Annotated in this window: 4 protein-coding genes and 1 pseudogene; 1 reads left to right on the forward strand and 4 read right to left on the reverse strand. The window is 51.3% G+C overall.

Going from position 1 to position 3879, the window contains the following annotated elements:
- Positions 1 to 342 (forward strand): annotated as a pseudogene (locus ACOSYY_RS12865) (hypothetical protein); the annotation flags it as partial.
- Positions 343 to 880: 538 nt separating this feature from the next.
- On the opposite strand, the gene ACOSYY_RS12870 reads toward ACOSYY_RS12865, so the two are convergent.
- From ACOSYY_RS12870 to ACOSYY_RS12885, 4 genes are all read right to left on the reverse strand, one after another.
- Positions 881 to 1141, reverse strand: coding sequence for a hypothetical protein (locus ACOSYY_RS12870; RefSeq protein ID WP_421662859.1), 261 nt, complete (start codon positions 1139 to 1141; stop codon positions 881 to 883).
- A gap of 1171 nt (positions 1142 to 2312) precedes the next feature.
- The gene (locus ACOSYY_RS12875; protein ID WP_421662861.1) at positions 2313 to 2582 is read right to left on the reverse strand and encodes a hypothetical protein; all 270 of its coding nucleotides are present in this window, start codon (positions 2580 to 2582) and stop codon (positions 2313 to 2315) included.
- Between the two features lie 63 nt (positions 2583 to 2645).
- A complete protein-coding gene (locus tag ACOSYY_RS12880; RefSeq protein ID WP_421662862.1) occupies positions 2646 to 3011 on the reverse strand; it encodes a hypothetical protein in 366 nt (121 codons plus the stop codon).
- Between the two features lie 731 nt (positions 3012 to 3742).
- The gene (locus tag ACOSYY_RS12885) at positions 3743 to 3862 is read right to left on the reverse strand and encodes a LuxR C-terminal-related transcriptional regulator (RefSeq protein ID WP_421662863.1); all 120 of its coding nucleotides are present in this window, start codon (positions 3860 to 3862) and stop codon (positions 3743 to 3745) included.
- Between the last annotated feature and the right edge of the window lie 17 nt (positions 3863 to 3879).

Below are 3879 nucleotides of genomic sequence, written 5' to 3' on the forward strand. Positions count from 1 at the left end.
GAAAATGACTTACGGTTCCGATATGTTAAATACACCAATTGTTACATCGATGTTGTAAAATTAGCGCTTGCCGAAACAGAAACTGACTTATCAAATGTTTCAATTCCTTCCTTGCCACTTTACCTCGAACTTGGCGCCTCGTCCGAGACGATGATTTCACTTCTTGGCATGGGCATTTCTCGCGCCAGTGCCAGTGTAATTTCTTCACACGCACCAAGGCAAAATATGAATAGGCCTGATACTCTTCGTTGGATCAAAAACACTAACTGGACTGGCCGAAATATATCCCGTCTCACAATTCAAGAGATCAAAGACATCGTGAACCCACGGATAACAGCGTAGTGAATAGCGTAGGGGAATTGTAGGGGAATCTGGGGGTATTCCGGGGAAGTACGGGAAAGACTCAACGACGGCGATTCGTCAGTCTAAGAGCGGAGATTGTCGACTTTTCAGTGGGTTTGGAGGCCCGCGATCCGAAGGTTTCGTAAACCGCAGGTCGCCTGTTCAATCCAGGTCGCCGGCTCCATTCTTTCCAACAGGTTAATAGGTTGAACCAGGGCAAAGGGAAGCAGCTCAACGATATCATTTGCTGTGTGAAGGACGCTTCCAAGGGAGATTCCTTCAAAGCAGTATGAACCGATCGCTGCATGGAATAAGTTGTTTCGTCTGCCAGTGAACATTCATGAGCGATTTTACAGGTAGTTTATTGACAAAGGACACAAGACACTGCTTCAGCAGGTTCGCGAGGCCTCCCGACTTTCTCTTGGTGGTCCGCGATCTATCGCACATGGTCATGCGATCGGCCGGAGCGGCCATCAGTAACTCTCCTGAACGCTCACACCAATAGTCTACTTGACCTTCATTCAAGCCGTTGCCGTCCTCACTGATAAACCATCCAATACGAACGCACCCCGTCGCGCTCCGCCAGCATCCGGCATTGCCCCTCGGTCTGGCAGGGACGCTCGCGTGAACCTTGGGCTGTCGCATCGTTACCGCGGCTATAATCCACAACGTATTCCTTCCGTGACGTGGAACAGCCAACAAGCGACAGAAACAGCCATAGCATAGCGCCGAATGCAAAAGCATTTTTGTGACATGCGTGAAACACATGACCATCTTGGGGTTGCATGAACATGAACATCGTCGCCTCCTTACAGTGCGAGTGAATAAGAACGGAGTGTCGACCAATGAACCGGTGCGCCAAACTCCATCCTGCCCTAATCTTCACGAGTTCCAATCCCCGCATTTGTAGGGACTTCGTCCCCTTCCGGTGAATCATGTGAGTCCTCACCCTGCCTACGATACTTCAAAATGCATGGCCCTTTGACAACTGCTGAGCCACCTCCAGCGAGTGCCTTGTGCAGTGAGCGTTCTTTTGGCGTGAATGGGTTTTGATAAAGCTTCAGGTGTCATTCTGGGAAGGAGCGCAGGATGTAATGGCCATGCGCTAGAGGACTCCAAAGGCTAACTCCATGTTGCCTAAAGGCCTGAGGGGCCTTCTGCCAGCCAGTAATGTAACCGAAAGTATCACCATTGCCCCCAACCATTCAGCCCAGCGCAATGGGGTGCGAGTACGGGTTATGTCGCTGATTGGTCAGTCGAATGGGGATTCTGTGACGGGCATCCAATTGGAGCGGATCTTCGGAAGATGTCTTCGTAAACCGCAGATCGCCCGTTCCATCCGAGTCGCCGGCTCCATACCACGCGTGGTGTGACCCGCGGACTTCATCCTTGATGTCCGTTAATAGACACCTTCAGTGTTTGATCTTTGAAGCTCAAATAAACTTGCTCCGACCACGGGCTATTCGTAATCAAAGCGAGCGGATAAATATCTCAAGTGATTTGAGTTCAGTTCTTCAGCCAAGGATATGGACCGATGACTTGATGTGTGATGCTGGTCGATAAATAGGTTGTGATATGAATCCTAAAAAAGGAAGGTGAACAGGAGGTTATTTGTCTTTCAGGTATACGGCCACACCGGCAATCCGAGAGCCACTATCACGAATGCGAACGTGAGGTTGTTGATGTCCGTGGCACGTCCTTTCTTGCGAACTGATGAGTTCTTGACGTGTTGTGCATGGCGGTCCGTCAATAAAGCGGAGGTTGCGGCCCCCAATGCAGGCCTGCGAGATCAGGATCCCCCTCTTCTTGTGCCGGCCGGTTTAACTTAGCGGTCTTCCGTTGTGCACGACGCTCTTCTTTATCGCGTTGTTTCTGCTGACGCGCTTTTTCGCGATCCCGCTTAGCAGCAGTGGTTTTTCCTGTTCCTCCGATGATGCCCTCCTTTCTGATGCGACGTGCCTCTAAAACACCTATTGGGAAGCAGCCTTACGCTTGCGGGTAGACACCGACGCGTTGGATCCAGGTTTGGGGCGTCCTTCCTTCTGGCGAGAGCGAGAGAGCGTGTCGGGACTCAATCCCTGACTTGCTGCCGAAGTGATCTGGCGACGAATGTCCTCGATCGATAATGCCGATGTCGCCTGCGCCGGATCTTGGAGTCCCAGCACATCCCAACGGAACTTGGTTTGCCGAGTCACTCGCTTTCGTCGTTGCGAGGTCCTGGTTCCCCATGATGTATTCATTACTCCTCCACTTTCAAAAGGTTCGATCTCAAGACAAGCTCAGAGGTTCGCTTTCAACACCCTCTACTCGCTAGACGACGTTGAACTTTTGCTGCCAATCGTCACGAACCGATCTTCCGCAAATACCGCCCGCAGCCGATCAGTGACATTACGACGATACAGTTCGGATTCACGAGCGAGCAAAACCAAATTTTGGTTATCGATCAGAATATTGAGGTGATCTTCCGAGACGAGCAATCGCGTACTGTCCCCGACGTTCACACGGTATTGTGTTTTCCCATCAGGGTTGCGCTCCGAGCCGGACACGATTTCGGTCAACCCGTCAATGACCCCTTCATAGGCTTCAGATCGATGACGCACTTTCGTCCCGTCTGGGATACGGACCCAACGGATCGGGGATGTCGGCCGGTTTATTTTGGCGGTACTCATGGACATGTACTCTGAGCGTGAGCGGTCATCTGTTTGTTCTCCTTGACTCGGGGGCTTCTAGATGCTGGACATGCGCATCCTGCATCCAGCTTCCATTGCCTGAAGTAGCAAATTGAGTGACACGGCGGCGTCGATCTCTGGGTCTCCGCCAGCTACGCTGATAGCGGAGACACAAAGGCTGATGTCCGACAAACTTGCCGCAGACTGATCATGCAATCGCGCAGGAACGAAACGGGGAAGGAAAGCGCGAGGATCAGAATTTGTGGGGTAAGTGTACCATATGGTCGTATGGATTGCGAACGTGGAAGCTGTTTTACGGTGAGCTAGTATTCATGAATAGACATAAGCTACCGGGACCGTTTGAGACGGTTCCGGTAGCTTCGTCGCGGTGCAAATCCCTTGCAGTCCAACTACAACAATCCGCTATAAACCACTCATCCCATGAAACCGCCGGACAGGAGTGCAAAGGCAACGATCCCGATAAAAATCGCGGCATACAAATACACCCACGCTGGCTCATGTGTTAAGTCGTCCTTTAAGTGTACATCATGCATAACCAGTCACCTCCTTGTTTGAAACGTGATGTTTTCCGTATCGTCTAAGGTGTCTGGACCGTCCTCTCTGTATTTCAACAAAATACTAAGGGACGAGCCGTTTATTTCGCCATCGCCTGGAAGATTGAATTACGGCCTACACCGATTGGGTGAGAGCGCACATATGAGAAGGGCAGATCACTGAGCACGCAAGTAGGTCAGAACGGCCTCGATGCGGCCGTCGACGGAAAACTTCTGATAGATATGATGCAGGTGCGTTTTTACGGTATCGACCGAGACGCATAACTGGTCGGAGATTTCCTTGTTGCTTCGAC

The sequence above is a fragment of the Nitrospira sp. BLG_2 genome (assembly GCF_049222245.1).

What these genes read in the sequence shown, in the direction of transcription:
- ACOSYY_RS12870 (WP_421662859.1), bottom strand. Translation starts at nt 1,141, where the DNA reads ATGTTCATGTTCATGCAACCCCAAGATGGTCATGTGTTTCACGCATGT.
- ACOSYY_RS12880 (WP_421662862.1), bottom strand. Translation starts at nt 3,011, where the DNA reads ATGAGTACCGCCAAAATAAACCGGCCGACATCCCCGATCCGTTGGGTC.
- ACOSYY_RS12875 (WP_421662861.1), bottom strand. Translation starts at nt 2,582, where the DNA reads ATGAATACATCATGGGGAACCAGGACCTCGCAACGACGAAAGCGAGTG.